Annotated in this window: 26 protein-coding genes; 16 read left to right on the top strand and 10 right to left on the bottom strand. The window is 72.2% G+C overall.

Going from position 1 to position 24,257, the window contains the following annotated elements; translation table 11 throughout:
* The first annotated feature begins 13 nt into the window (after positions 1-13).
* Entirely contained in the window at positions 14-883 is an 870-nt protein-coding gene (locus BJ984_RS04305) for a LysR substrate-binding domain-containing protein (RefSeq protein ID WP_173182867.1), read from the top strand.
* A gap of 117 nt (positions 884-1,000) precedes the next feature.
* On the opposite strand, the gene BJ984_RS04300 is transcribed toward BJ984_RS04305, so the two are convergent.
* Complete coding sequence (locus BJ984_RS04300; RefSeq protein WP_179546977.1) at positions 1,001-2,017, bottom strand: carbohydrate kinase family protein; 1,017 nt, start codon at positions 2,015-2,017, stop codon at positions 1,001-1,003.
* 102 nt (positions 2,018-2,119) lie between these two features.
* Here BJ984_RS04300 and BJ984_RS19040 point away from each other — a divergent pair, with 102 nt between their 5' ends.
* The 3 genes from BJ984_RS19040 (at position 2,120) to BJ984_RS04285 (ending at position 4,565) form a co-directional block, all read left to right on the top strand.
* The gene (locus tag BJ984_RS19040) at positions 2,120-2,395 is read left to right on the top strand and encodes a DivIVA domain-containing protein (RefSeq protein WP_179546976.1); all 276 of its coding nucleotides are present in this window, start codon (positions 2,120-2,122) and stop codon (positions 2,393-2,395) included.
* A gap of 93 nt (positions 2,396-2,488) precedes the next feature.
* A complete protein-coding gene (locus BJ984_RS04290; RefSeq protein WP_179546975.1) occupies positions 2,489-3,337 on the top strand; it encodes a DUF3097 domain-containing protein in 849 nt (282 codons plus the stop codon).
* A gap of 160 nt (positions 3,338-3,497) precedes the next feature.
* The gene (locus BJ984_RS04285; RefSeq protein WP_179546974.1) at positions 3,498-4,565 is read left to right on the top strand and encodes an endonuclease domain-containing protein; all 1,068 of its coding nucleotides are present in this window, start codon (positions 3,498-3,500) and stop codon (positions 4,563-4,565) included.
* 121 nt (positions 4,566-4,686) lie between these two features.
* On the opposite strand, the gene BJ984_RS04280 is transcribed toward BJ984_RS04285, so the two are convergent.
* Entirely contained in the window at positions 4,687-5,100 is a 414-nt protein-coding gene (locus BJ984_RS04280) for a winged helix-turn-helix transcriptional regulator (protein ID WP_179546973.1), read from the bottom strand.
* A 74-nt stretch (positions 5,101-5,174) separates the two neighbouring features.
* On the opposite strand from BJ984_RS04280, the gene BJ984_RS04275 reads away from it, so the two are divergent.
* Positions 5,175-6,008: a Rossmann-fold NAD(P)-binding domain-containing protein gene (locus BJ984_RS04275; protein WP_246306429.1), complete on the top strand. Its 834-nt coding sequence runs from the start codon at positions 5,175-5,177 to the stop codon at positions 6,006-6,008.
* Between the two features lie 49 nt (positions 6,009-6,057).
* Here the strand turns inward: BJ984_RS04275 and BJ984_RS04270 are convergent, their stop codons facing one another.
* From BJ984_RS04270 to BJ984_RS04260, 3 genes are all read right to left on the bottom strand, one after another.
* Positions 6,058-6,876, bottom strand: coding sequence for a DUF1206 domain-containing protein (locus tag BJ984_RS04270; RefSeq protein WP_179546972.1), 819 nt, complete (start codon positions 6,874-6,876; stop codon positions 6,058-6,060).
* A gap of 29 nt (positions 6,877-6,905) precedes the next feature.
* The gene (locus tag BJ984_RS04265; RefSeq protein WP_179546971.1) at positions 6,906-7,676 is read right to left on the bottom strand and encodes a phosphatase PAP2 family protein; all 771 of its coding nucleotides are present in this window, start codon (positions 7,674-7,676) and stop codon (positions 6,906-6,908) included.
* Between the two features lie 109 nt (positions 7,677-7,785).
* A complete protein-coding gene (locus tag BJ984_RS04260) occupies positions 7,786-8,463 on the bottom strand; it encodes a GntR family transcriptional regulator (RefSeq protein ID WP_173182021.1) in 678 nt (225 codons plus the stop codon).
* A gap of 134 nt (positions 8,464-8,597) precedes the next feature.
* On the opposite strand from BJ984_RS04260, the gene BJ984_RS04255 reads away from it, so the two are divergent.
* On the top strand, positions 8,598-9,575 hold the full coding sequence (locus BJ984_RS04255; RefSeq protein WP_179546970.1) for an NADP-dependent oxidoreductase: 978 nt from the start codon (positions 8,598-8,600) through the stop codon (positions 9,573-9,575).
* A 27-nt stretch (positions 9,576-9,602) separates the two neighbouring features.
* Here BJ984_RS04255 and BJ984_RS04250 read toward each other — a convergent pair whose 3' ends face one another.
* Complete coding sequence (locus BJ984_RS04250; protein ID WP_179546969.1) at positions 9,603-10,238, bottom strand: isochorismatase family protein; 636 nt, start codon at positions 10,236-10,238, stop codon at positions 9,603-9,605.
* Between the two features lie 104 nt (positions 10,239-10,342).
* Between BJ984_RS04250 and BJ984_RS04245 the strand changes: the two genes are divergently transcribed.
* The 3 genes from BJ984_RS04245 to BJ984_RS04235 all read left to right on the top strand — a co-directional run bounded on the left by BJ984_RS04245 (position 10,343) and on the right by BJ984_RS04235 (position 13,032).
* A complete protein-coding gene (locus BJ984_RS04245; protein WP_179546968.1) occupies positions 10,343-10,840 on the top strand; it encodes a MarR family winged helix-turn-helix transcriptional regulator in 498 nt (165 codons plus the stop codon).
* 139 nt (positions 10,841-10,979) lie between these two features.
* The gene (locus BJ984_RS04240; protein WP_179546967.1) at positions 10,980-11,690 is read left to right on the top strand and encodes a VOC family protein; all 711 of its coding nucleotides are present in this window, start codon (positions 10,980-10,982) and stop codon (positions 11,688-11,690) included.
* A gap of 19 nt (positions 11,691-11,709) precedes the next feature.
* Entirely contained in the window at positions 11,710-13,032 is a 1,323-nt protein-coding gene (locus BJ984_RS04235) for an MFS transporter (protein WP_179546966.1), read from the top strand.
* Between the two features lie 26 nt (positions 13,033-13,058).
* On the opposite strand, the gene BJ984_RS04230 is transcribed toward BJ984_RS04235, so the two are convergent.
* Positions 13,059-14,747: a helix-turn-helix domain-containing protein gene (locus tag BJ984_RS04230; protein WP_179546965.1), complete on the bottom strand. Its 1,689-nt coding sequence runs from the start codon at positions 14,745-14,747 to the stop codon at positions 13,059-13,061.
* A gap of 161 nt (positions 14,748-14,908) precedes the next feature.
* Between BJ984_RS04230 and BJ984_RS04225 the strand changes: the two genes are divergently transcribed.
* The 5 genes from BJ984_RS04225 (at position 14,909) to BJ984_RS04205 (ending at position 20,597) form a co-directional block, all read left to right on the top strand.
* A complete protein-coding gene (locus tag BJ984_RS04225) occupies positions 14,909-16,393 on the top strand; it encodes an aldehyde dehydrogenase (protein ID WP_179546964.1) in 1,485 nt (494 codons plus the stop codon).
* 35 nt (positions 16,394-16,428) lie between these two features.
* Entirely contained in the window at positions 16,429-17,826 is a 1,398-nt protein-coding gene (locus tag BJ984_RS04220) for an MFS transporter (RefSeq protein ID WP_179546963.1), read from the top strand.
* Positions 17,827-17,828: 2 nt separating this feature from the next.
* Positions 17,829-19,073 (top strand): FAD binding domain-containing protein, encoded by a 1,245-nt coding sequence (locus tag BJ984_RS04215; protein WP_179546962.1) that lies wholly within the window; start codon positions 17,829-17,831, stop codon positions 19,071-19,073.
* An 85-nt stretch (positions 19,074-19,158) separates the two neighbouring features.
* Positions 19,159-19,614: a cupin domain-containing protein gene (locus tag BJ984_RS04210; protein WP_179546961.1), complete on the top strand. Its 456-nt coding sequence runs from the start codon at positions 19,159-19,161 to the stop codon at positions 19,612-19,614.
* The gene (locus tag BJ984_RS04205) at positions 19,611-20,597 is read left to right on the top strand and encodes an amidohydrolase family protein (RefSeq protein WP_179546960.1); all 987 of its coding nucleotides are present in this window, start codon (positions 19,611-19,613) and stop codon (positions 20,595-20,597) included. The genes BJ984_RS04210 and BJ984_RS04205 overlap by 4 nt, the downstream gene beginning before the upstream one ends.
* A 47-nt stretch (positions 20,598-20,644) precedes the next feature.
* On the opposite strand, the gene BJ984_RS18885 is transcribed toward BJ984_RS04205, so the two are convergent.
* The 3 genes from BJ984_RS18885 to ddaH form a co-directional block, all read right to left on the bottom strand.
* Entirely contained in the window at positions 20,645-21,037 is a 393-nt protein-coding gene (locus tag BJ984_RS18885; RefSeq protein ID WP_179546959.1) for a helix-turn-helix domain-containing protein, read from the bottom strand.
* Positions 21,038-21,125: 88 nt separating this feature from the next.
* On the bottom strand, positions 21,126-22,367 hold the full coding sequence (gene rocD, locus BJ984_RS04195) for an ornithine--oxo-acid transaminase (protein ID WP_179546958.1): 1,242 nt from the start codon (positions 22,365-22,367) through the stop codon (positions 21,126-21,128).
* Complete coding sequence (ddaH, locus tag BJ984_RS04190; protein ID WP_179546957.1) at positions 22,364-23,242, bottom strand: dimethylargininase; 879 nt, start codon at positions 23,240-23,242, stop codon at positions 22,364-22,366. Before ddaH ends, rocD begins: the two co-directional genes overlap by 4 nt.
* Positions 23,243-23,424: 182 nt before the next feature.
* On the opposite strand from ddaH, the gene BJ984_RS04185 reads away from it, so the two are divergent.
* Together BJ984_RS04185 and BJ984_RS04180 are read left to right on the top strand one after the other, a co-directional pair.
* The gene (locus BJ984_RS04185) at positions 23,425-23,853 is read left to right on the top strand and encodes an Lrp/AsnC family transcriptional regulator (RefSeq protein ID WP_173182027.1); all 429 of its coding nucleotides are present in this window, start codon (positions 23,425-23,427) and stop codon (positions 23,851-23,853) included.
* Positions 23,854-23,857: 4 nt separating this feature from the next.
* Positions 23,858-24,244, top strand: coding sequence for a GntR family transcriptional regulator (locus BJ984_RS04180; RefSeq protein WP_179546956.1), 387 nt, complete (start codon positions 23,858-23,860; stop codon positions 24,242-24,244).
* Positions 24,245-24,257: the final 13 nt, after the last annotated feature.

The raw sequence follows: 24,257 nt of genomic DNA, 5'->3' as shown, positions 1-24,257 counted from the left end.
CGTCAGGAGCCCCGTGTTCGACCCCGCCCTGCTCGCCACCTTCCTCGCCGTCGCCGAGACCCGCAGCTTCACCCGTGCGGCCGAGCAGTTGGGGCTCAGCCAGCCGACGGTGAGCCAGCAGGTGCGCCGGCTCGAGACGGCGGCCGGGCGCATCCTGCTCTCGCGCGACACCCACGGGGTCTCGCTCACCGACAACGGCGACGCGATGGCGGGGTTCGCCCGCACGATCCTCGCGGCCGAAGCGGCGGCCACGAGCTACTTCTCGGGCTCCGCGATGCGGGGGCGCCTGCGGTTCGGCGCCGCCGACGACCTGGCCGCGACGCAGCTGCCGCGCATCCTGAGGCATTTCCGGCAGCTGCACCCCCAGGTGAACCTCGAGCTCACCGTGAACCAGAGCCTGCCGCTGTACCGGCGGCTGAAGTCGGGGCACCTCGACCTGATCTTCATCAAGAAGATCCCGGATGCGCGCGACGACCTCATCCCGGAGACGGGAACGATCGTGCGCCGGGACACCCTCGTCTGGCTCGCGGAGGAGCGCACCCTGATCGAGCCGGGCGAGCCCGTGCCGCTGATCACGTACCAGACGCCGTCGATCAGCCGCCGCCTCGCGATCGAGGCGCTCGAGGCGGCGGGCCGCACCTGGCGCATCACCTGCAACACCCGCGAGGTGAACGGGATGCTCGCCGCCGTGCGTGCCGGGCTCGGGGTCGCCGCGCACCCGCACACCCTCATCCCCGACGATCTCGTGAAAGTGAGCAACCGGTTCTCGCTGCCCGACCTCGGCGAGGTGGACTTCACGCTGCTCTCGAACCCCTCGGCGCCGGCCGACGCGGTCGCGGCGCTCACCTCGGCGATCATGGGTCGGGCGCTGGCGCGCACCTGAGCCGTTCGCACGGCGGCATGGCGTTGCCGCCCGCCGGGCAGTGGCGCGTGCGGCGGCGGGGTCAGTCGGCGATGTCGGCGCGGGTCGGGTCAGTCGGCGATGTCGGCGCGGGTCGGGTCAGTCGGCGATGTCGGCGCGGGTCGGGGGGTTCGCGCCGGGGCGGGAGACCGTGATGGCGGCGCAGCGCACCGCGAAGTCGCCGAGGAGGCCGAGGCGGCCCGAGTCGAAGGCGTGGCCGTCCCGGAGCGAGTCGAGGGGGACGCCCTCGTCGACGAGGCTCGCCAGGCGGTCGATCAGCGCGCTCATGAAGGAGTCACCGGCGCCGATGGTGTCGGCGACCTCGACCGCGATGCCCGCGACCGCGCGCCGGTGCTCGGCCGCCGCGAGCAGCGCGCCGTCGCCGCCTCGGGTGACCGCCACGAGCCCCGGACCGAGCGCCAGGATGCGGTCGGCCGCCTCGTCGGCGTCGGCACCCGGGTAGAGCCAGGAGGCGTCCTCGTCGCTGAGCTTCAGCACGGCGGCGAGCGCCGCGAGCTCCTCGAAGCGGGCGAGCACCGCCGCGTGGTCGGACACGATCGAGGGGCGGATGTTCGGGTCGAACGTGACCAGCGGCGGCGTCTCGCCCGCGGCGAGCGCGGCGAGCAGCGCAGCCACCTCCGAGCCGCCGGGCTCGAGGAAGGCCGCGATCGAGCCGGCGTGCACGATGCCCGCGGAGGCCAGCGCGGGGTCGGCGGCCGTGAGGCCGGCGGGGAGGGACCAGCGGAGGTCGAACGTGTAGGAGGCGGAGCCATCCACACCGAGGTGGGCCGTCGCCGAGGACGTCGGCTCCTCGCGGATCGACCCGGGCGCGAGCGACACCCCGGCGGAGCGCAGGTGCTCCGCGATGGCGGCACCCCGGGCATCCGTGCCGATCTCGGTGACGAGTGTCACCGGACGCCCCAGGCGGGCCAGCCCGAAGGCGATGTTCATCGGCGAGCCGCCCGGATGCTCGACCGGATCGGCGCCCGGGCGCGCGACGACGTCGACCAGGGCCTCGCCGATCGCGACGATCTCGGTCGAACCGGCGATCTGCTCGGTGGACTGCGGGGTCTCGGTGGACTGCGGGGTCTCGTCGGAACGCGGAATGTCGCACATGCGGGCCTCTCTGACAGGCGGTCGCTCGCGCCGATCGCCGCCAGTCTAGGGCGCTCCTGCAGCGCCCCGCGTGGGAGGATCGAGGCCTTGGGGAGGGATCGCATGAAGTCGCAGGATGTGCAGGAGAAGACGTTCGTGGGTACCAAATGGCGTGAGGGGTACGAGATCGACCAGGTCGATTCGCTGCTCGCGCGGGTGCAGCAGACGCTGGTCGCCTACGAGGAGGGGCGCGCCGCGTCGGGTGGGATCGTGACCGCCGACGAGGTGGTTCGCTCGCGCTTCGATCAGACGAAGTTCCGTGCGGGGTACGACCAGGATCAGGTCGACGACTTCCTCGACGAGGTCGCCGTGGCGCTGCGCGAGCGCGAAGCCCGCTGAGACCGGCGGCGCGCTCAGACGACGGCACGCTCAGACCGGCGGCGCGCTGAGCGGATGCGTGGCGGCGGCCAGGCGGGCACGTAGCCTTGGGCGGTGCCCGACTACGACCGCTACGGATCCGACGTTCTCGCCGACTACAAGCGCCGCGCGAAGCCCGTGGTGCTGCCCACGGTGCCGGCCGAGTTCGACCTCGTCGTGGAGGAGGTCGCCACCGACTTCTGCGGCAGCGTCACCCGGGTCGAGGGCCGCACGGTCGAGCTCGAGGACCGGCACGGCAAGCGCCGCGTCTTCCCCCTCGGCGCCGGGTTCCTGCTCGAGGGGCGGGCGATCGAGCTGGTGCATCCGGTGGTGGCGAGCCGCGCATCCGCCCCGAAGCGCACCGCCTCGGGGAGCATCGCCGGACCGGAGGAGCGCGCGCGGGTGGCCCGGCCGAGCCGCATCTACGTCGAGGGACGGCACGACGCCGAACTCGTCGAGAAGGTCTGGGGCGACGACCTGCGCGGCGAGGGCGTCGTGGTGGAGTACCTCGAGGGCGTCGACGACCTCGACGCGATCGTGCGCGAGTTCGCCCCCAACCGCGAGCGGCGGGTCGGCGTGCTGGTCGACCACCTCGTGGACGGGTCGAAGGAGAGCCGCATCGCCCAGGCCGTGCAGCGCGGGCCGTTCGGGGCGCACGTGCTGGTGGTCGGGCACCCGTTCGTCGACATCTGGCAGTCGGTGACGCCGAAGGCGATGGGCATCCGCGCGTGGCCGACGGTGCCGCGGTCGATCGAGTGGAAGCACGGCATCTGCGAGGCCTTCGGCTGGCCGCACGACTCGCAGGCCGACATCGCGCGGGCCTGGAAGCGCATCCTGTCGCAGGTGTCGACGTACACCGACCTCGAGCCGGTGCTGCTCGGCCGCGTCGAGCAGCTGATCGACTTCGTCACCGAGCCGCAGTAGCCCGCCGCGCCCCTGCTCTCCCGCCCAACCCTCGCCGCGGCCCGATGAGTCGCGCCAAAGGGTCGCGTTTCGGGCTGAGTCGCGGCAAAACGCAGCGCTCTGCCGCGACCCACCGAGGTGGGCTGGGGATAACGCCCTGAGCGGGCGAGCGGATGCGAGCATGTCGCCCATGAGTCAGGATGCGTCACTCGGGCCCGAGTTCTCCGTCGCGCGGGCGCGGGCCTCCGGGGTCTCGGTCGGGCGGCTGCGCAATCCCGGATTGGCGCGACCGTTCCACGGGGTGCGGGCACGCGTCGTGCCGACCGGGCTCGAGGCGCTGTGTCGTGCGTACGCCCAGATCATGCCGTCCGACGCGGCCTTCAGCCACGTCACGGCGGCGCTGCTGCACGGATTGCCGGTGCCCGCGGCGCTGCTGCCCGCCACGACTCTGCACGTCACCCGGCCCCGGCGCGCTCTCGAAGCGGCCGGGGTGTCGGGGCACCAGCAGCGGCTCGGGCCGTCCGAGGTCGTGCACGCGAACGGGCTGCGGGTGACGAGCCCTCCCCCCACGCTGTGCGACCTCGGGGGGTCGGGACAGTTCGAGCTGCGGGACCTCGTGGCGGTGGCCGACGCGATCCTGGGGGCGGGCATCCGCTCGCCCTTCGACGACGACTGGGAGTCTGCCCCGCCCGCCGACGCGATGCAGGGGATGAGCATCCGCTCGCCCTTCGACGACGACTGGGAGTCTGCCTCACGGGTGGCCGACGCGAGCTTGGGGATGCGCATCCATTCGCCCTCGGACGGTCGAGTGTCGGCCGCGCCGATGGCCGGCCCCTCAGAGCTCGATGACGCGTTGGCCGCCTGGCCGGGGCGGCGGGGGCGGCCACTGCTGCGGCGCGCCCTCGAACTCGCGGATGGACCGGCCGAGTCGCCGCAGGAGTCGCGCCTCAGGGTGCTGCTGGTCGAGGCCGGCTTCGCGACGCCTCAGCTGCAGCACGAGGTGCGGGATGCCCGGGGGCGGTTCGTCGCGCGGGTCGACCTCGCCTACCCCGAACGGCGGCTCGCGATCGAGTACGAGGGCGACCACCACCGGGTGCAAGCGCAGCAGTGGCGTCGTGACATCGGCCGCACGCGCGAGCTGGAGCACCTCGGGTGGCGAGTGCTGCGCGTGACGGCGAGCGACTTGAGCGCGCCGCGACCGCTGCTGTTGCAGCTCGCGTCGGTCGCGCCCCGCGCTCGGCGGCGGTGAGTCGCGGCGAACGGCGGCGTTCTGCCGCGACTCAGCGCCAAACGCGACACTTTGCCGCGACCGAGCGAAGTGGGCGGGGTGGGAGCGGGGCGGGGCGGGGTGGGACGGGGCGGGTGAGGGGTCAGCGGATGGTGTGGGCGGGGTGCGCGGCGTCGTAGGCGGCGCGGGCGTCCGCGATGAGGGGGCGGTGGGCGAGCGACCAGTCCGCGAGCGCCTTGACGAGGTGGGTGAGGCTGCGGCCCGGGCCGGTGAGCGTGTACGTCACCTGCGGCGGGATGCTCGGGTGCACCGAGCGGGAGAGCAGACCGTCGCGTTCGAGGCGGCGCAGGGTGAGGGTGAGCATCCGCTGGGAGACACCGTCGATGGCGCGCTGCAGCTCGCTGAAGCGGCGGGGGCCCGAGGCCAGCTCGACGACGACGAGCACCGACCAGGTGTCACCGATGCGGTCGAGCACGTCGCGGATGCCGCAGTCGGGGTGGCCCTCGGCGCCGCACGGCTCGAGCTCGGCGGTTACCTCCGTGTGCGTGAGTGACATGAGAGTGCCTTCTTGTGGGGTGCCGGGCGGCTGGGACACGATCAGCCTAGTTACCGAAGAGAACCACGGAAGGCATGACCATGATCCTCGTCACCGGCAGCACCGGCCAGCTCGGCCGCGCGATCCTCTCGCAGCTCTCGGGCCGCGGCGCCCCGGCGATCGGGAGCAGCCGCAGCGGCGCGGGCGGCACGCGCATCCTGGACTTCGACGACCCGGCCGGCCTGACGCTGACCGGCGTCGACACCCTCCTGCTCGTCTCGGCCGGCGAGGCGGAGGACGACGTGGTGATCGCCCGGCACGAGGCGGTGATCGCCGCCGCCGAGCGCGACGGAGTGACCCACGTCGTCTACACGAGCCTCGCGGGTGACGGCGACCATCTCGCCTTCGCGCTGGCCCACCGGTGGACGGAGCGGCGGCTGCGCCGGAGCACGCCGTCGTGGACGATCCTCCGCAATGGTCTGTACGCCGAGCTGTTCGGCTCGTTGCTGCCGTGGTCGGGGCAGCGGCTGACGTCGGCGTTCGGCGACGGAGCCCTGGCCGCCGTGACGCGCGACGACCTCGCGGAGGCCGCCGCCATCGTCGCGGCGGTACCCGAGGTGCACGCCGGCCGGAGCTACGACCTCGTCGGCCGGCCGATCACGGCGCATGAGGTCGCCGAGCGCCTGGGCGCGACGCTGAGCGACATCACGCTGGCCGAGCGGCGCGTGCAGCTGGACGGGGCGGGGCTGAAGCCGTTCCAGCCGGCCATGCTGATGTCGATCCACACCGCGGTGGCGCACGGGTTCCTCGCCCGCACCGGTCCTGACCTGGCCGAGCTGCTCGGGCGCGAGCCGGCCGACGCTCTCGCCGTGGCGGCCGCGGCGGCCCTCGCCTCGGCACCGGAGGGATTCGACGGCCGAGGCGCCTAACCGATCTGCGGCGCTGTCACGCGATCACCCCCCCGCACGTCGCCGTGGCTCAGAGCCGGGCGAACCGCGCCCGCACGAAGGTGTAGACGCCGTAGGCGATCAGCCCCACGCCCACCGCCACGAGGATGACCACCCCGAACGGCAGCGACGCCAGCGACTTCAGCGCCCCGTCGAGCCCGGTCGAGCTGCTCGGGTCGACGGTCACGGCCGCCACCACGATCAAGACGCCCATCACGAACACCGCGACGCCCTTGGCGACGTAGCCGACGACGCCGAGCACCCGCACGGCCTTGCCGGTCGTGCCCGACGGCATGCGCAGGTCCTCCTCGAACTTGCGCGTCACGCCCTTGAACACGAAGTATCCACCGATCGCCGCGGCGCCCGCACCGACCACGCCGAGCAGGAACGGCCCGCCGGGCAGCGACAGGATGCTCGCACTCGCCTGCTGCGTCGAGTCGCTGTTGCTCGTCGAGCCGCCCTGCGCGAACGTCAGCGCGGTCACCCCGAGCGCGATGTACGCCACGGCCTTTCCGGCGGGGATGAGGCTGCGAACCCAGCGCTTGTCCGAGGTGGAGCCGATGCCGAGCACGGCCTGCACGATCAGCCAGAGGCCGAGCGCGAACAGCCCGACGACGACCACCCAGATCACGATGGCACCGCCCGGCAGCTTGGTGATCTCGGCCATCGCGCCCGACTGGTCGGACGACTCGCCGCCCTGGTTCACCGCCACCCGGATGGCGAGGTAGCCGAGCAGGATGTGCACCAGCGCGCTGGCCGCGAAACCGACGCGGGCCAGGATCTGCAGGGCCCGGCTGTTGCCGGCGCTCGAGGCGGCGCGGCGGGCTGAGGAGCCGGCTCGTGTGCTCATGGGTGGAGGTCCTTTCGGGGAGGGTCGGGTCAGGTTCCGTCGCGCTGCGGCTGCGAGGCGGGCCCGGTGACGGGTTCGCCCGCGATGCGCACGGTGCGGTGGGTGTCGACGGCGATGATCGCGCCGAGGATGACGAGGGAGAGTGCGACCGAGGCGGTGGTGTCGCTGATCCAGTGGTAGCCGAGGTAGAGCCGGCTCACGATCTGTGCGGCGATCGCCACGACCGCCACCGAGAAGGCGGCCACGGTGAACCAGGTGCGCTGCAGCCGGCTCGCCAGGAGGTACGCGGTGATGAAGAGGAAGTCGCAGGTGCCCAGCACATGCCCCGAGGGGAAGGAGAAGGAGCGGTCGGGCCCGAAGAGCATCTCACCGATCGGCGGTCTCGGGTGCTGCACGATCGGCGCGATCACCTGCGCCAGCACCACTCCCGTGACCATGCCGATGGCCAGCAGGAAGGGCCGCCAGAGGTGCCGGGCGACGACGATCCAGCCGATCAGCACCACGAGGATGATGATCGGCAGCGCCACCGGCCCGAACACGACTGCGAGCACGATCATGAACGCCGTCGTCGACTCGCGAACCGTGGCGTCGAACCAGTCCTCGACGGGCTGGTCGAGGCGTTCGAAGCCGCTCTGGGTCAGCACGCCGACGAGCAGGGCGACGAACGCGATCGCGCCGACGACCATCAGCACGGCCGCCGTGACGTAGAGCTGCCGCCGGGTGGCTGCCGGGAGGTAGCGCTCCTCGACGACGAACTTCTCGTTCCAGGCGGCGATGCGTCCCGACCTCAGCGTCGTCATGGCACCGCCCTCTCGCCGTCCGACCTCATGGGCCGAAGCAGCCTCGGGTCCTGCCTACCACGGTTGGGTCAACAGCGGTTGACTGAACAGAGCGGATGCGCGACCGCGGTCAGTCGTCGCCGAGGAGGATGGCGGCCGCGGCGATCATCTCGAGCATCCGCTCTCTCATGTGACCGATGTGCTTCTTGACCGCCGGCTCGATGCCCGCGTAGTCGTGGGCGACGATGGCCTGGTAGAGCTCGTCGTACTCCTCGGCGCAGGAGAGCAGCCGGCTCTGCAGCGAGGCCGCGCGCAGCCAGAAGCGCTGGATGCGGCGACGCGTCTCGCGCACCGTCTCGGCCACGAGCACGTTTCCGGCGAGGGCGTTCGCCTTGCGGTGGAAGAGCTGGTCGGCCAGCGCCCACGAGGCCCGGTCGTCGTTCGCGGCCGCACGGTACATGTCGTCGACGTAGCCCTTGAGGGCAGCGGCTCCCTCGTCGGTGAGCGTCGAGGACGCCTTGCGGGCGATGTAGGTGTCGAGCACCTCGAGCAGGTCGCAGGCATCGTTCACCTCGGTGGCGGTGAGCTGGGAGACCGTGAAGCGCGCGTTGTCGGTGCGCTTGACGAGGCCCTCCTTCTCGAGCCGCTGCAGGGCCTCGCGCACCGGGGTGCGGCTGATGCCGAGCTGGTTGGCGAGGCGGTTCTCGGACAGCGGCGAGCCCGACCGCAGCCGGAACCCCGTGATCTCGGCGAGCAGCCACTCGTACGCGTCGTCGACGCGACTGCCCGTCTCGGTGCCCGTGGCCATCCATCACCTGCCTTCGGGTCGATTCTACCCGGGCTGCGGAGGCTCGGGCCCGGTGCGGCGGCGTCGCATGCGGTGACGGATGCGGCGGTGCATTCAGAGGGGCGCTCGCGAGCACCGGGTCCAGAATGGTCGGCATGGCCCAGCAGATCCAGTACCGCACGCTCGGCGGCCCCGAGGTGCTCGAGTTCGTGACCGTCCCCACGCCTGTCGCGCCGCACGGCGGGGTCGTCGTCGAGACCCGCGCGATCGGCGTGAACCCGATCGACGTGAAGCTGCGATCGGGACTGCGGCCGAGCCCGCCGATCACCGCGCCGCGGGTGCCGGGGTCGGATGCGGCCGGCGTGATCGTCTCGGTCGCCGAGACCGGCGCCGGCGCCGATGCAGGCGCCGATGCAGGCGCGTGGACCGTGGGCGACGAGGTGATCGTGCGCGACGCCGCCGGGGCGTACCGCACGCACGTGCCGGCCAGCGCCGCGCAGCTCGTGGCGAAGCCCGCCGCGGTGGGCTGGAACGAGGCCGCCGGCATCGGCATCCCGGTCGGCACCGCGTACCAGGCGCTGCGCTCCCTCGGTGTCGACGCCGGTCAGACCCTCCTCGTGCACGGCGGGTCGGGCGCGGTCGGCCAGGCGGCCATCCAGTTCGCGCGCGACCGGGGAGCCGCGGCCGTCGCCACGGCGAGCGCCCGCAACCTCGACCGCCTCCGCGAGCTCGGCGCGATCGCGGTCGAGTACGGCGAGGGCCTCCTCGAACGGGTTCAGGATGCTGCTCCCGACGGCATCGACCGTGTCCTCGACGCCGCGGGCACCGACGAGGCGCTCGACGTCTCGTTCGCCCTCGTCCCCGACCGCTCGCACATCGGCACCATCGTGGTCGGAGCCAAGGCCGACGCCCTCGGCATCCGCGCCTGGATGGGCGGCAGCCCGCACCCCCTCACCGACGAGGAGCAGGCCTGGCGCCGCGAGGCCTACGGCGTGGCGGCCGACCTCATCGCGGCCGGCCGATTCGAGGTGGAGATCGCGGCGGTCTACCCCCTCGCGGAGGCGGCCGCGGCGCAGCGCGCCCTCGCGTCGGGCTCCCTCCGCGGCAAGCTCATCCTCGACCCCCGGGCCTGACTCGAGACCGCGAGGCGGCGCGGGCCCCTACTGGCCCGCGCGAGCGGCGCCGGCCGCGGCCGAGGTGCCGAGGTCGCTGCCCGGGAGTTCGGCGCCGGAAGTGAGAGCGGCCGCCCAGGCGTCGGTCGTCGCGATGCGCGCCCAGCTCGAGCCGAGCAGGGTCATCAGGGTCTCGTGCACCGTGCGCGCATCCGCCGACCCCGCGCTGTTGGAGAGGTGGATCGCGCCCGTCGCGTCGGCGAGCACCTCGATGGTGAAGCCGAGGTACTCGGCCTCCACGGCCGAGGCGAGCACGCAGTTGTTCGTCATGTAGCCGACGAAGGTCACGGTGTCGACGTCGCGCTCGCGCAGCCACCCGGTGAGGTCGGTGCCCGCGAACACCGACGAGTACTCCTTCGTGAGCAGCTTCCAGTCACCGGATGCGCGGCTCTCGACCTCGGGCCGCAGCACGAACTCGGCCGAATCGGGGTCGAACACCGCCGCGCCCGCCCCCGAGCTGTGCTGCACGGCCACGACCGGGATGCCGGCCGCCACCGCCGCGTCGATGGCCTCGACGATCCGCGGCAGCGACGAGGCGTGCGGCGGGTACTGGATCTCGAGCAGTCCGTCGAAGTACTGCTGCTGCACGTCGATGATCACGAGGGCGCGGCGGGGTGCGGTCATGGCGGATCTCCTGTTCTCGGGCGACGGGGGTGCCGTCGCCCCTCCATCCTCCCCCGCCATCGCCAGGGCGGCGGCAGGCCGGGCAGGACGCATAGGGTGGGGCGGTGGCCGAGAAACTGGAGTCGATCGAACTGGCGCTGTTCGAGCGGCTGATCGACGTGGGCAAGCTGCTCGAGCGCCGGGCGGACCGGGCGACGCGCGAACATACGGGCATCAAATACACGCAGTACGAGGTGCTGATCCGTCTGCGCAACGCGGGGGGCGAGATCCGGATGACCGAGCTCGCCAACAAGCTCGTCAGCACGCCGAGCGCCCTGACCTATCAGGTCTCCCAGCTCGAGAAGGCCGCGCTCGTCGAACGCGTGGTGGCGCCGGGCGACGACCGTGGAGTGCTCGCCCGCATCACCCCGGCCGGCCGGCAGCTGCTGCGCGAGGTGTCCCAGGCGCAGAACGACATGATCCGCGACGCCGCGGTCGCGCCGCTCGACCGCGAGCAGGTCGAGGCGGCCTACGCCGCGCTCGGCGCCCTGCAGCGGCACCTGCGCGGCGAGGAGACCGGCGGCATCCTGCCCGATCAGGCCCCTCCGGAGGACACGCACTAGCCCGGCAGAGGCCGGGGCGCGGGACCGGTCATCACGAGGCTCGGGGTGAGCTTTTACAAATTTGAAACAAACGGCGCGTTCTTTGGTAACGTCGGCGCAATAACTTCGAATTTGTAAGAAGTAGCCGTTGGGAGCCTCGATGATCGCCCTGGACCACATCGCCGTCTGGTCGGAGAACCTGTACCGCACCACGATCGAGCTGAGCCGCCTGACCGGCATCGGCAGCGCCGACGGGGGCTGGTTCCCCGGGCTCGGCCTCGGCCAGAAGATCATCTCGCTAGGCGGCGGTGTGTACCTCGAGATCGAGAGCATCGTCGACCACGCGATGATCCTCGAACGGCACCCCGTCGCGCTCGAGCTCGAGCGCCAGACCTCGGCGGGAGACTGCTTCGCGGGCCTGTGCCTGCGCAGCGACGACCTCGCCGAGATCGAGTCGTTCGCGCGGCACCGCGGCGTCACCCTCTCCTCGGAGATCGCGGGCGGCAAGTCGCTCATGGTGCCCGGGCAGAAGCGGGGCAAGGCGGCCCACGCCCCCGACTTCCTCAACTCGTGGCTGATCGGCAAGCCGAACATCTACCTCGTCTCCGATCTGGCGAGCCACTCCAGTGTGCTCGAGCCCCAGCCCGGCACCGGCGACGTCGTCGGCCTCGGCGTGACCTCGCTCGAGCTCGGCGGGTCGGCCGAGGACCTCGATGACTGGCTCGGCGCGCTCGACCCCGACGAGCTCGGCGTCGAGCTGCGCTTCAACGGTCTCGCCGACGGGCTCTACGCCGTCGGCTTCGACTCCACGGCCGGACCGCAGGAGATCCGGCTCTCCCCCATCACCCTCCCCGCCGCAGCGCGGCTCTGACATCCTCATTGGAGACCCCATGACCACCACGATCGACGCGAGCGCCACCGCTGCCGCCAGCCGGCAGAAGGTGAGGCGTGCCGCGATCTCCGGATTCTTCGGCAGCGCCCTGGAGTACTACGACTTCCTGATCTACGGTTCGGCGTCGGCCCTGATCTTCGGGCGTCTGTTCTTCAGCGACTCCGGCGCCACAGCGACGCTGCTCTCGATCGCCACCTTCGGTGTCGCCTACGTCGTGCGGCCCTTCGGCGCCGTGCTGTGGGGCCACATCGGCGACCGCTTCGGGCGCCGGCTCGCGCTGGTGCTCACGATCGCGTTGATGGGTGTCGCGACCTTCGCGATCGGCCTGCTGCCGACCTTCGAGACCATCGGCTGGGCCGCCCCCACGCTGCTCGTGCTGCTGCGCCTGCTGCAGGGTCTCTCTGCCGGCGGCGAATCGCCCGGGTCGACGTCGCTCACGGTCGAGCACGCCCCGGATGCTCACCGCGCCTGGTACACCAGCTTCACCATGAGCGGCATGCAGTTCGGCATCGCCCTCGGGAGCCTGGTCTTCATCCCGATCGCCCTGCTTCCCGAGGAGGCCCTCTACAGCTGGGGCTGGCGCCTGCCGTTCCTCGCCAGCGGAGTGCTGACGATCATCGCCTACCTCCTGCGCCGCAAGCTCGACGAGCCCGAGACCTTCACCGCGATGCGCGAGGAGGGCACGCGGGCGAAGCTCCCGATCGCCGTGCTGCTGAAGGACCACTGGCGCACGACGGTGCGCGTGCTCTTCCTCAGCACGATCAACATCGTCGGCACGATCTTCAACGTGTTCGCCCTCGCCTACGGCGCCCAGAACGGCGTGCCGAGCGCTGTGATGCTCGCCGTCGTCTCACTAGGCAACCTCGTGGCCATGGTGATGTCGCCCGTCGCCGGCCGGCTCTCCGACCGCTTCGGGCGGCGCCCGCTGTTCATCATCGGATCACTCGGCGCGAGCGTCTTCATCGCTCTGCTGTTCGTGGCCATCGACGCCGGCGACATCCCGCTCGTCTACCTCTACGGCATCCTCGGGATCGGCGTGTTCTACTGCATCCCCATCACCGTGGGCGCGACCTGGTACCCCGAGCAGTTCCCGGCCGCGTGCCGCTACACCGGCATGGCCGTGGGGCTGATGCTCGGCATCCTGCTGGCGGGCTTCGCCCCCGCCGTCGCGCAGGGCATGGGAGCGGGCGGCACGAACTGGCTGCCGGCCATCGTGCTCTGCGGCGGCGCCTCGCTGGTCTCCTCGGCGGTCGCGCTGTTCGCCCCCGAGACCTTCCGCGTGCCGAAGCCCCTGCTCGGCCTGCGCACCGCCGGCCGCTGATCGCGGTGCCGCGGCCCGTCGCCGGCTCAGTGCGGCACGAGCTGCCACACCGCCAGCGCCGACGAGATCGAGAGCAGGTCGGCGGGGGTGCGCAGCTCGGTTCCGGTGAGGGCCTCGATCCTCCGCAAGCGCTGCTGCACCGTGTTCGGATGCACGCGCAGCCGCGTCGCGGTCGCCGACCGGTCGGCACCGCTGTCGAGGAACGCGCGGAGCGTCGCCAGCAGCTCGGTGCCCCGGCGTGCGTCGTAGTCGATCACGGCACCGAGCTGCCGGCGGGCGAACTCGAGCAGGGCATCCGGCTGGTCGACCTGCAGCAGCACCCCGAGGATGCCGAGCGAATCGGGCGTGACGACGCCGTCGTCGAGACCGGATGCCCGGGCCAGACCGATCGCGCCGACGGCCACCCGGTGCGCGTCGGCGAGACCCGACCGTCGCGCACCCGACGAAGCGACCAGCACCGGATCCGCCGGGAACGCGGCGCGCAGCCCCTCGCGCACCCGTTCCGCGACGTCGTGGCCGGCTCCCGGATCCGTCTGGCCGAGGGGCCAGAGCGCGACGATCAGGCCCTGATGCTCGGCGACCAGGGGCCGTCGCTCGTCGTCGTCCGTGCCGCGCAGCCGCACCGCCGAGACGGCGGAGAGTGCCGTCAGGACGCGGCGCCGACGGTCGCCCGACGCGGCGCCGGGAACCTCCGCGACGACCGCGAACCGCAGCGCGGAGAGCTCGTGCCCGAGCGTGCGGGCGCGGCGTTCGGCCCGCTCGCCCGGCCCGAACAGCAGCACGTCGCTCAGGAGCTCGCCCTGGATGCGGTACTCCGTCTCGAGCGCGGTGCGCAGCCGGAGCAGCTCGAGCGCGATGACGACGGCGGCGTGGTCGACGGCGCGGGAATCGACCGGATCGAGGGCCGCGCCGCCGACCACGATGCTTCCGGCTGTCTCGGCGCCGAGCAGCACGGGGCGCACCACATCGTCGTCGGACGATGCACCGTCCGCCGCGGCGGCCGCGGCGGCCAGCACCTCCCCGGCCGGGTCGTGCATGCTGACCGGCCGGCCGATCAGCTCGGACAGCGTGGTCACGACCCCGTCGATCCCCCCGGACTCCAGCGAGACGCGGAGGAGGCGGTCGTGGATGGCCTCGGAGCGCGTGAGCAGATCGCGCTGCCGGCGCAGGGAGTCGTTCGCTTCGCGCAGCTCGTCGACGAGCGACGCGGAGTGCAGGGCCGCGGCGGCATAGCCGGCCAGCAGGGTCAGCCGCTCGACCTCGCCGACCGAGTAGTGGTGGGTCTCGGCGTGGTAGCCGTTGAGCGTGCCGAGCACCCGGCCCGCCGCCCGGAGCGGCACGCTGATCATCGAGTGGTAGCCCTGCTGAACCGCCACACCGCCCCACGGTGCGAAGCCGCTCTCGGTGGCGATGTCGGAGACCGACACCGGTTCACCGCTGAAGTAGGCCCGGCTCGAGGGAGCGGTGCCGCCGAGCACCACGGGGCTGGAGCTGTTGACGCTGTCGACGTAGCGGCGCGAGAGGCCGCTCCAGCCGGTGATCACGAGGGCCCTCGCCCCGGTGTCGGGGGTCAGCACCCCGCAGAAGTCGAAGCCGAGGAGCTCCCGCGCGGTCGAGGCCACGAGACCGAGCGACTCCCCGAGCGGCAGCCCGGCGTCGACGATCGAGCTCAGCTCGCGCAGCCGGTCGAGCCAGGTGACGAGTTCGCTCCGCATGGGCTCATGTCATCACGAACATCCCATTCCCACAAGTGTGTCGCTGACGACATTGTGACGGTCTCGACGGCTCGTCACACTGGTCAGCACTGGGTGGGGCATCGAGGCCTGTCAGGACTCGCGGCTCCCTCAGCTCACGACTCAGCCACGAGGAGAGAACCATGACGATCATCGAGAACCGCGCCGCGGAGACCGCGACGGCGAGCGCCACCCGCGACATCCTCAACCCCTCGACCGGTCAGGTGATCCAGACCGTCCCGGAGCATGGAGCGGCCGATGTCGACCGCGTCGTCGCGGTGGCCCGGGACGCGCTCGAGAACGGACCGTGGGCGACCATGCGGCCGAGCGAGCGGTCGCGCGTCCTGCTGCGGATCGCGGACGAGATCGAGCGCTCGACCGAGGAGCTCTACCGCCTCGAGGCGCAGAACAACGGCAGGCCGGTCACCGAGACCCGCGCGCAGCTCTCCCGGGTGCCCGAGTGGTTCCGCTACAACGCCGGTCTGCTCGCGGCGCAGCGCACGGCCGTGCTGCCGAGCGACGGGCCGTACCTGACCTACCAGCGCCGCGCGCCGCTCGGGGTCTGCGGCATCATCACCCCCTTCAACCACCCGATGCTGATCCTGGCGCGGAGTCTGTCGGCCGCGCTGGCCAACGGCAACACGGTCGTCGTGAAGCCCTCCGAGCTCACCCCGCTGACCACCCTCGCGCTGCTGCCCATCCTCGAGCGGGCCGGGGTGCCCGCGGGGGTGGTGCAGGTGGTCACGGGAGCGGCGGAGGCCGGGCGGCGGCTCACCGAGCATCCGGACATCGCGAAGATCACCCTGACCGGCGGCACCGAGACGGGCCGGTCGGCCGCGGTCGCCACGGCCCGGCGCTTCGCGCGGATGACCGCCGAGCTCGGCGGCAAGACCCCCGTCATCGTGTTCGACGATGTCGACCCACGGGAGGCCGCCGAGGGCGCGGCCTTCTCGGCGTTCGTGGCGGCCGGCCAGTCCTGTGTGGCCGGTTCGCGGTTCCTAGTGCAGCGCGACGTCTACGACGCCTTCGTGGAGCACCTCACCGCCCGCGCCGCCGCCATCCGGGTGGGCGACCCCGACGACCCGCAGACGCAGATGGGCCCGCTGATCAGCGCCCGGCAGCGCGGCAAGGTCGCCGAGCTCGTCGACTCGAGCCGTGAGGAGGGCGCGACGATCAGCACCGGCGGCGGCGTTCCCGCCCTCGACGGCGAACTGGCGGGCGGCTTCTTCTACGCCCCGACGGTGATCGCCGACGCGACGATGGCGATGCGAGTGGCCCGCGAGGAGATCTTCGGGCCGGTCGCCGTCGTCATCCCGTTCGACGACGAGGACGACGCCGTGGCCATGGCGAACGACAACCCCTACGGCCTCGGCGCCGGCATCTGGACCCACCGACTCGACCGCGCCCACCGCGTGGCCGACCGCATCGAGGCCGGGATGGTCTGGATCAACGACCATCACCGGCTCGAGCCGTCGCTCCCCTGGGGCGGCATCAAGGAGTCGGGAATCGGGAAGGACGCCGGGATCGAGTCATTCGACGAGTTCTCCTGGCTGAAGACCGTCGTGACCCGCATCGCCCCCGACTCCGTCGACTGGTACGGCGGAGCGGGCACCGAGCGTCTGAACTGACCACACCCCGCCCCGCACAGAAGGAGAGTACGTCGATGGTGACTGGAACTCGCAACACACGGAACGAACTGCGCTCGGGCTGGCGCCAGGAGATCACGAAGGCCCAGTGGCTCGTGCTCACCGGCACCATGCTCGGCTGGGGGCTCGACGGCTTCGCCGGCAGCCTCTACACACTCGTGCTCGGCCCGGCGATGGCGGAGCTGCTGCCGCACAGCGGGATCGAGGTGAGCCCCGCGGCCATCGGCCTGTACGGCGGGCTGACCATCGCCCTCTTCCTCGCGGGCTGGGCCCTCGGCGGGATCGTCTTCGGCGTGCTGGCCGACTACTTCGGGCGCACGCGCATCCTGACCATCGGCATCCTGACCTACGCGGTGTTCACCGCGGCGGCGGCCTTCGCCGACACCTGGTGGCAGCTGGGCATCCTGCGCTTCATCGCGGGGCTCGGCTCGGGGGTCGAGGCCCCCGTGGGCGCCGCGCTGATCGCCGAGAGCTGGAAGAACCGGTACCGGGCCCGGGCGGGCGGCGTGATGATGTCCGGCTACGCCGCGGGCTTCTTCATCGCCGCAATCGTCTTCGCGCTGGCCGGAGGTCTCGGCTGGCGTTTCATGATGGCCCTCGCCGTGATCCCCGCCATCCTGGTCTGGTTCATCCGGCGGTTCGTCAAGGAGCCCCCGGAGTCGGCCGATGCCATCCGGGAGCGCCGGGAGCGCAAGCAGGCGGGCAGATCGCTGGCCCGAGACGACTTCGCCCTGCGCCGACTGTTCCGGAAGCCGCTGCTGCGCCCGACCCTCACCTGCACCGCCATCGCGACCGGAGCGCTGATCGCGTTCTGGAGCGTCAGCACCTGGTACCCGCAGATCATCCGCCAGATGGGCGCCGCCGAGGCCTGGTCGCCCGAGCTGATCGCCTCGCAGGTGGCGCTCGCCTCGATGCTCTTCAACGCCGGAGGCATCGTCGGCTACGCGGCCTGGGGCTTCATCGCCGAGAGGATCGGCCGGCGCCCCACCTTCCTGCTGACCTTCGGCCTGGGGGCGATCGCCATCGCCTTCCTGTTCCCGTTCCAGCGCGACATCACGACCTACCTCGTCGTGATGCCGGTGCTCGGGTTCGCGCTGTTCGGCTCGCTCTCGGGGGCCTTCATCTACAGCCCTGAGGTGTTCCCCACCAGCGTCCGAGCGTCGGCGATCGCCTTCTGCAACAGCGTCGGCCGCTTCTTCACGGCTGCCGGACCGCTCGTCGCCGGTGTCATCGCCGGCTCGTGGTTCGGCGGCGACCTCGGCATCGCCACGGCTGTGATCGCCTCGGTCGGCATCATCGGCCTGGTCGGCGTGCTGTTCGCCCGGGAGACCCGGGGGAAGCCGCTGCCGACCGACGACGAGCTCTCGGGCTCCGCCACCTCATCCGCTCCAATCGCCGTCACCCGGAAGGCCTGATCATGATCAGCGACAGCCCCCAGCCGTACCGCGGATCGCGCGCCCTTGTGATCGGCGGCTCCATCGGCGGACTCACGACCGCCCTGCTGCTGCGCGACATCGGCTTCGAGGTCGACGTCTACGAGCGCACCGCGACGCCCCTGCACGGCCGGGGCAGCGGCATCGTGCTGCAGCCCGACACGCTGCGCTGGTTCGAGGAGCGGAGCACGGTGGACACCTCCGCCCTCAAGACCTCGACCAGCCGCGTGCAGTACCTCGACCGGGCGAACACCGTCATCGCCGAGGAGGATCGCCGCTGGGAGTACACCTCCTGGGGCACCTTCTACCAGGCGCTGCTCGGTGACTTCGGCACCGAACACTACCACCTGGGTGCCTCGGCGACCGGCTTCGACGACGACGACGGGGGCTCGGTGACTGTGCACTTCGCCGACGGCCGCTCCGAGACGGCCGAGCTCGTGGTCTTCGCCGACGGCATCAACTCCCGGGCGCGAGCCCGCTTCGATGCGGATGCCGAGCCGGGTTACTCGGGCTACGTCGGCTGGCGGGGCACCGTGCCGCTCACGGCCCTGAGCCCGGTCACGCGCGCCCTGATGGGCGACGCGATCACGTACTCGGTGGTGCCCGACTCGCACATCACGCTCTACCCCATCCCCGGGGAGGAGGGTGTGGATGCGGAGGACCAGCTGATGAACTACGTCTGGTATCGCAACGTGCCCGCCGGTCCCGAGCTCACCGAGCTGCTCACGGGTGTCGACGGCCACGTCGGCGCCGTGTCGCTGCCTCCGGGCCAGGTGCAGGAGCGTTTCCTGACGGAGCTCCGCGCGAGCGCGGCGGCCCTGCTCGCACCGGCCGCAGCCGAGGTCGTGCTGGCCACGGCTCAGCCCTACCTCCAGGTGGTGCTCGACGTGCGCTCCGATCGGATGGCCCGCGGCCGCACCGCCCTCCTCGGCGACGCCGCCTGCAGCGCCCGCCCGCACGCCGCGGCCGGAACGGCCAAGGCCGCCGCCGACGCCTGGGCTCTGCGCGACGCGCTCCTCACCACCGACGGCGACATCGAGGAGGCGCTCGCGAGGTGGGAGCCGGCGCAGCTCGAGCTCAGCCGGGCCCTACTCGACCGGGTCACCGAGATGGGCGACCGCTCGCAGTTCCACAACACCTGGATCCCCGGCGACCCCAGCCTGCGTTTCGGGCTCTACGGCCCCGGCGTGCTCCACCCCGAGAGCCGCCAGCCGCAGCCCGCGGCCTGAGCCGGCCGACCCGGCGCCCGCCGACCCGCCGCCCGCCGCCCGCACCAGTCACCACCCGCCCCACCGACCGAACGGAGAACCCACCATGTCGAGCTTCCTCGCCGACCTCCCCCTCGCGGGAACCCTCATCGCCACGGACTTCGAGGGCTGGAGCGACGAGCTCCGCGCCGAGTTCGCCGACCACGCCTTCGACGGCGCCGTCGGCTCCCGACTGCTCAGCGAGAACGACCGGGTGCGGGTCTGGGAGATCCGCCTCGAACCCGGCGAGCGCTGGCACGCCCACCGGCACGTGCTCGACTACTTCTGGACGGCCGTGAACGCCGGCACCAGTCGTCAGCACACCTTCGACGGCACCACCCGCGACGTCTCCTACGGCGCCGGCGAGACGCGGCATTTCCGCTTCGGCGCCGGGGAGTACCTGCTGCACGACATCGAGAACGTCGGCGACGGCCCCCTGGTGTTCACGACGGTGGAGCACCTCGACTCCGACAACCCGCCCCTTCCGCTGCCCATCTCGATCGACCGCGGAGCCTCCCGATGAGCTTCTCCCTGCGCCGCGGCCCCGTGGACGTCCACGCCCACTGGCTCTCCGAGGAGCTGTTCGGCCTGCCGCCTGGAGCCCCCTTCGGCGGCATCACCGACCGCGACGGCCGCCTGTTCCTCGGCGAGGTGCCGCTGTCGATCGAGACCCGCCTGATGAGCGATGTCTCGACCATCCGGGACGACATGGAGCGCACCGGGGTGGGCGCGCGGGTGCTCTCGGCTCCCCCGTTCGCCTTCGCCCTCGGCGCCGAGGCGGGCACCGCCGAGTACGTCGACGCCTTCAACGACGGCCTCGCGCGGGTGGTGCGCGACGGCGATGGCTGGTTCGCCGGCTTCGGCTGCGTCAGCCCGGCCGACTCCGACGCCGTGTTCCGCCAGCTGCGGACGATCGCCGACACCCCGGGGCTCCTCGGCGTCGCCATCCCGCCGCTGATGCACGGCACGTCGCTCGACTCCGAACCGCTCGAGCGGGTGCTGCATCTCGCCACCGAGTACGGGCTCGCGGTGCTCGTGCACCCGATGCAGCTCCCCTCGCCGTCGCTCTCGAAGCACTACCTCGCGAACCTCATCGGCAACCCCGTCGAGACCGCGACCGCGGTCGCCTCGGTGCTGCTCGGCGGCGTGATCGAGCGGATCCCGGAGCTGCGCATCTGCTTCGTGCACGGGGGCGGATGCGCGCCCGACCTGCTCGGCCGCTGGACTCACGCGTGGCACGCCAGACCCGACGTGCGCGCCTCGTCGCACCGCCCGCCCGAGGACGGCTTCCAGAATCTCTACTTCGACACCGTCACGCACGACGCCGACGCCCTCGCCCTGCTGGAGGCCAAGGCCGGGTACGGCAGGGTGCTGCTCGGCAGCGACCACCCGTTCGACATGGCCGACCCCGATCCGGTGCGGCACGCGGCCGAGCGCGGTTTCCCCGCGAGCCGGCTCGAGTCGCAGGGGCGCGAATTCCTGGGTCTGCCGCCGGTGACGCGCTGAGCTGCGGCGGCGGCGGCAGCAGCAGCGCGCCGACGCCGGGTCCAGGCTCAGGCCGCGAGCAGCAGAGCGGATGCGCCCGGGCTCTCGACGGCCGGGCCGGCGAGGGCGTGGCCGGGCCCGAGGTCGAGGCGCAGAACCGGCGCCACGGGGCGGGTGCTGCGGGCGTCGTCCTCGGCGAGCACCGGCGCCACGGGGCGGGTGCTGCGGGAGTCATCCTCGGCGAGCACCGCCGCCGAGGACGTGAGCAGCTCGCCCGCCGAGACGTCGAGCACGCGGCAGAGCGTCGCGAGGATCTCCGACGATGCCTCCTTGCGACCGCGCTCGATCTCGGAGAGGTAGGGCAGCGAGATGCGCGACCGCTCGGCCAGGCGCCGCAGCGTCAGCCCGCGCTCCAGACGCAGTCGTCTCAGCACGTGCCCGATCGCGTGGCGCAGCAGCATGAGGTCAGGCTAGGCCGTGAGGGGCGGGACGCGCATCCGCCCGCCCCGCCCTTCTGCTCACAGCAGAACTCAGGCCCCGGCCGCGGGGTCAGACCCGCGCGGGCTCCCGCAGCGACGCGAGCACCTCGGCCAGCTGATCGACGGCCCAGTCGAGCTCGCTCTGCTCGACGACGATGGGCGGCGCGAGGCGGATGGTGGAGCCGTGCGTGTCCTTCGCCAGCACGCCCCGCTCCATCAGCAGCTCGCAGACCGCGCGGCCCGAGGCCAGCTCGGTGTCGATGTCGATGCCCGCCCAGAGGCCGGCCCCGCGCACGGTGACGACGCCCCGGCCGACGAGCTCCTCGAGACGGAGGCGCAGGTGCTCGCCGAGGCGGGCGGCGCGCTCCTGGTACTCGCCGGTCGCGAGCATCCGCACCACGGCGAGGCCGACGGCGGCCGCCAGCGGGTTGCCGCCGAAGGTCGAGCCGTGCTCGCCCGGGTGCAGCACGCCCAGCACGTCGCGGTTCGCGACGACCGCCGACACCGGCACGATGCCGCCGCCGAGCGCCTTGCCGAGCAGGTACACGTCGGGCACGACGCCCACGAGGTCGCAGGCGAAGGTGGCCCCGGTGCGGCCGAGGCCCGACTGGATCTCGTCGGCGATGAAGAGCACCTCGTGCTCGGTGCAGAGCTCGCGCACGCGCGGCAGGTACGCGGCGGGCGGCACGATGATGCCGGCCTCGCCCTGGATGGGCTCGAGCAGCACCGCCACGGTGTCGGGATTCGCGGCCAGAGCGGCGGCCAGGGCATCCGCGTCGCCGTAGGGCACGCGCACGAAGCCGGGGGTGAACGGGCCGAAGCCGTCGCGGGCGGTGGCGTCGTCGCTGAAGCTGATGATCGTGGTGGTGCGGCCGTGGAAGTTGCCGTCGGCCACGATGATCGTCGCGCGGCCCTCGGCCACGCCCTTCACGCGGTAGCCCCAGGCGCGGGCGACCTTGATGCCCGACTCGACGGCCTCGGCGCCGGTGTTCATGGGCAGCACCATGTCCTTGCCGCCGAGCGCCGCCAGCTCCTCGACGAAGGGGCCGAGGCGGTCGGAGTGGAACGCGCGGCTGGTGAGGGTGACGCGGTCGAGCTGCTCCTTGGCGGCGGCGACGAGCAGCGGATGCCCGTGCCCGAAGTTCACGGCCGAGTACGCCGCGAGGCAGTCGAGGTAGCGGCGGCCCGTGACGTCGGTGACCCACGCTCCGTCGCCGGTGGCGACGACGATGGGGAGGGGGTGGTAGTTGTGGGCGGCGTGCTCGTCGACCTGACGGATGGCCTCGGCGGCGAGGGCCTGGCCGGCGGTCATGCGCGCAGCTCCAGGGTGCAGCACTTCACGCCGCCGCCGCCGAGCAGCAGCTCGGACAGGTCGACGCCGATCGGGTTGTAGCCGCGCTCCCGCAGCTGCTTCTCGAAGCCGGTGGCGCGACGGGCGATGACGACGTTGAGGCCGTCGGAGATGGAGTTCAGGCCGAGCACCGACCCGTCCTCCTCGGAGACCAGGATCGCATCCGGGTAGAGCTGCTCGAGCTTCGCGCGGCTGGCGTCGTCGAAGGCGCTCGGCAGGTAGGCGATGTTCGCCGTGACGTCGTCGGTGAGCGGGTCGAGCACCGAGATGGCGGTGTCGAGGTGGTAGAAGTTCGGGTTCACGAGCGTGAGGCTGACGACCTCGCGGCCGAAGAGCTCCGCGACCTCCTCGTGGCTGCGGGTGGCGCTGCGGAAGCCGGTGCCCGCGAGGATGCGCGAGCCCACGAGCAGGAAGTCGCCCTCGCCCTCGTTGACGTTCTGCGGGTCGACGACGCGGTAGCCGCGCTGCTCGAACCAGCGCATGAACGCGGGGCCCTCGGGCTGGCGCTGCTCGTGGGTGAAGCTCGCGCCGTAGGCGATGCCGTCGATGACGAAGCCGCCGTTCGCGGTGTAGACCATGTCGGGCAGGCCCTCGATCTGGTCGATCAGTTCGACGGTGTGGCCGAGGCCGACGTAGGTGTCGTAGAGCGTCTGCCACTGGCGCACGGCGAGGGAGGTGTCGGTGGGGACGGCCGGGTCCATCCACGGGTTGATGCGGTAGGCGACCGTGAAGTGGTCGGGGCGGCACATCAGGTAGTGGCGGGGGCTCGCGGTGCGGGCCTCGGCGGCCGCGTGCGTGTCGTTCTGGGGGGTCTCTTCGAGCGTGGGCGTCGACATACGTTCTCCTACAGGGTGAAGTGCGAGAGGCGGATGGCGGACCAGCGTGCTGTCCTGAGGCCCCGACCGGGGCACGCCGCTCCCAGTGTCGCACGCACGATCCGACGGATGCCGCGCATCCGGCTCGCGTTTCATGCGTGTGATGCGGCTTGACGCACGATTCTGCCGTAGGCTCGTCGATCATGGACGCCCTGGACCACCGCATCATCGACCTCCTCAAGATCAACTCCCGCAGCGGCTACGGCGACATCGGGCAGGTCGTCGGCCTCTCGGCCTCGGCGGTGAAGCGGCGCATCGACCGGCTCGTCGCCGACAACGTCATCACGGGCTTCACCATCCAGCTCAACCCCGCGCTCGACGGCACGGTCACCGAGGCCTACGTCGAGCTGTTCTGCCGGGGCACGGTGGCGCCCGCGGAGCTCAAGCGCATCCTCTCGGGCGTGCCGGAGGTGGTCGACGCCGGCACCGTCACGGGCAGCGCCGACGCGATCGTGCACATCCGCTCGCGCGACATCCCCAGCCTCGAGGACGCCCTCGAGCGCGTGCGCATCGCGCCGAACGTCGATCACACGCGCAGCGCCATCGTGCTGTCGAACCTGATCAGGCGGTGAGCGGATGCCCGCTGCGACGCCGTCCGACTTCTCGCTGACCATCGACCACCGTGCGGCGACTCCTCCGTTCGAGCAGCTGCGGACGGGCATCCGGGACGCCATCGTCTCGGGGTCCCTCGCCGCGGGGGGGCGGCTGCCGACCGTGCGAACCCTCGCCGCCTCGACGGGAGTCGCGGTGAACACCGTGGCCCGGGCCTACCGCGAGCTCGAGACGGATGCGCTGATCGAGACCCGGGGGCGCCTCGGCTCGTTCGTGGCGGCCACCGGGTCGCCGGTGCACCGGGAGATGCAGGCGGCGGCGCGGGCCTACGCCAACCGCGCCGCCGCCCTCGGCGTCGCGCCGTCCGAGGCGGCGGCGCTCGTGGCAGCCGCCCTCGGCCTCCGCCCCTGACCTCCGCCCCTGA

The organism is Herbiconiux flava, assembly GCF_013409865.1.
Classification (GTDB): domain Bacteria; phylum Actinomycetota; class Actinomycetes; order Actinomycetales; family Microbacteriaceae; genus Herbiconiux; species Herbiconiux flava.
Note: the sequence above shows the minus strand (reverse complement) of the source record. Positions and strands in the feature narration are given on the sequence as shown.

Excerpts from the sequence above, each read along its gene's own strand:
- BJ984_RS04235 (WP_179546966.1), top strand. The coding sequence starts at position 11,710 with ATGACCACCACGATCGACGCGAGCGCCACCGCTGCCGCCAGCCGGCAG.
- BJ984_RS19040 (WP_179546976.1), top strand. The coding sequence starts at position 2,120 with ATGAAGTCGCAGGATGTGCAGGAGAAGACGTTCGTGGGTACCAAATGG.
- rocD (WP_179546958.1), bottom strand. The coding sequence starts at position 22,367 with ATGACCGCCGGCCAGGCCCTCGCCGCCGAGGCCATCCGTCAGGTCGAC.
- BJ984_RS04185 (WP_173182027.1), top strand. The coding sequence starts at position 23,425 with ATGGACGCCCTGGACCACCGCATCATCGACCTCCTCAAGATCAACTCC.
- BJ984_RS04230 (WP_179546965.1), bottom strand. The coding sequence starts at position 14,747 with ATGCGGAGCGAACTCGTCACCTGGCTCGACCGGCTGCGCGAGCTGAGC.
- BJ984_RS04220 (WP_179546963.1), top strand. The coding sequence starts at position 16,429 with ATGGTGACTGGAACTCGCAACACACGGAACGAACTGCGCTCGGGCTGG.
- BJ984_RS04285 (WP_179546974.1), top strand. The coding sequence starts at position 3,498 with ATGTCGCCCATGAGTCAGGATGCGTCACTCGGGCCCGAGTTCTCCGTC.
- BJ984_RS04180 (WP_179546956.1), top strand. The coding sequence starts at position 23,858 with ATGCCCGCTGCGACGCCGTCCGACTTCTCGCTGACCATCGACCACCGT.
- BJ984_RS04240 (WP_179546967.1), top strand. The coding sequence starts at position 10,980 with ATGATCGCCCTGGACCACATCGCCGTCTGGTCGGAGAACCTGTACCGC.
- BJ984_RS04270 (WP_179546972.1), bottom strand. The coding sequence starts at position 6,876 with ATGAGCACACGAGCCGGCTCCTCAGCCCGCCGCGCCGCCTCGAGCGCC.
- BJ984_RS04260 (WP_173182021.1), bottom strand. The coding sequence starts at position 8,463 with ATGGCCACGGGCACCGAGACGGGCAGTCGCGTCGACGACGCGTACGAG.
- BJ984_RS04300 (WP_179546977.1), bottom strand. The coding sequence starts at position 2,017 with ATGTGCGACATTCCGCGTTCCGACGAGACCCCGCAGTCCACCGAGACC.
- BJ984_RS04205 (WP_179546960.1), top strand. The coding sequence starts at position 19,611 with ATGAGCTTCTCCCTGCGCCGCGGCCCCGTGGACGTCCACGCCCACTGG.
- BJ984_RS04215 (WP_179546962.1), top strand. The coding sequence starts at position 17,829 with ATGATCAGCGACAGCCCCCAGCCGTACCGCGGATCGCGCGCCCTTGTG.
- BJ984_RS04275 (WP_246306429.1), top strand. The coding sequence starts at position 5,175 with ATGACCATGATCCTCGTCACCGGCAGCACCGGCCAGCTCGGCCGCGCG.
- BJ984_RS04210 (WP_179546961.1), top strand. The coding sequence starts at position 19,159 with ATGTCGAGCTTCCTCGCCGACCTCCCCCTCGCGGGAACCCTCATCGCC.
- BJ984_RS04250 (WP_179546969.1), bottom strand. The coding sequence starts at position 10,238 with ATGACCGCACCCCGCCGCGCCCTCGTGATCATCGACGTGCAGCAGCAG.
- BJ984_RS04225 (WP_179546964.1), top strand. The coding sequence starts at position 14,909 with ATGACGATCATCGAGAACCGCGCCGCGGAGACCGCGACGGCGAGCGCC.
- BJ984_RS04280 (WP_179546973.1), bottom strand. The coding sequence starts at position 5,100 with ATGTCACTCACGCACACGGAGGTAACCGCCGAGCTCGAGCCGTGCGGC.
- BJ984_RS04265 (WP_179546971.1), bottom strand. The coding sequence starts at position 7,676 with ATGACGACGCTGAGGTCGGGACGCATCGCCGCCTGGAACGAGAAGTTC.
- ddaH (WP_179546957.1), bottom strand. The coding sequence starts at position 23,242 with ATGTCGACGCCCACGCTCGAAGAGACCCCCCAGAACGACACGCACGCG.
- BJ984_RS04255 (WP_179546970.1), top strand. The coding sequence starts at position 8,598 with ATGGCCCAGCAGATCCAGTACCGCACGCTCGGCGGCCCCGAGGTGCTC.
- BJ984_RS18885 (WP_179546959.1), bottom strand. The coding sequence starts at position 21,037 with ATGCTGCTGCGCCACGCGATCGGGCACGTGCTGAGACGACTGCGTCTG.